General features: G+C 69.2%; 1 pseudogene. It reads left to right on the plus strand.

Annotated elements, in window-relative coordinates:
* Positions 1 to 412: 412 nt before the first annotated feature.
* A pseudogene (locus CCN33_RS30755) lies at positions 413 to 788 on the plus strand (hydrolase); the annotation flags it as partial.

Genomic DNA, 788 nt, shown 5'->3' on the forward strand with positions numbered 1-788 from the left:
GTCGGGGGCTCTCGGGTGGGGGGCCCGCGGTGGCGCACCCGGTGAGGAGGAGCGCGAGGGCGAGGAGGACGGCTCGGCTACCGCCACGCGGGCTCGTCTCGGTCGGCACCCGGATGATCCAACCCGGCGGCCCGGTGCACGTCAACTTCTTGCCCGGACGGTGCCCGGAAATGCCCGCCCAGGCCTTCTTTGGTGCGTCAATGATTTCGTCCCTACTGAATACGAGTCAAAGACTTCCCGCGAACTCGTTTTCCGACGGGAGATCCCTTGTTCCCCCCTGTCGCCCTGTGCGAAAGTGTGCGTCTCCGTGACGGAGGTGATTGCCCTTCACGAAAGGGAGTTGCGTCACCTCGTTCACCATCCTGCCGACTGGTACAGACCTGATTCCGTGTGGATTCTGGAGGAATAGCGCGTGAAGGGCGAAGGGCCGTCGAATTCCTGGGATTCCGGCGGGCCGTTCGGTATCTCCGACGGCGAACTCAGCGCGGAACTCCAGAAGTGGACGGGGTCGGCGTCGGCCCTCCACCCCGTCGGCGAACTCCTCGACCGGCACTGGGCCGCCGCCTTCGCCTACGCCCGGCTGTGCACCGACGGGCCCCGCGCGGCCGGCATGCTGACCACGGCCGCGTTCACCCGGCTGTTCGGCGAGTCGCTGCACCAGGCCGGCCCTTCCGCCGCCTGGCGCCCCCAACTGCTGGTCACCGTCCGGCGTATCGCCGCGGAGTGGGACACCGACGGCCGCCAGGAACTGCTGCACCCCGCGCTGCGGCCGGACCCGGCGAGCGGGG

This window comes from Streptomyces recifensis, assembly GCF_002154615.1.
Lineage (GTDB): Bacteria > Actinomycetota > Actinomycetes > Streptomycetales > Streptomycetaceae > Streptomyces > Streptomyces griseoluteus.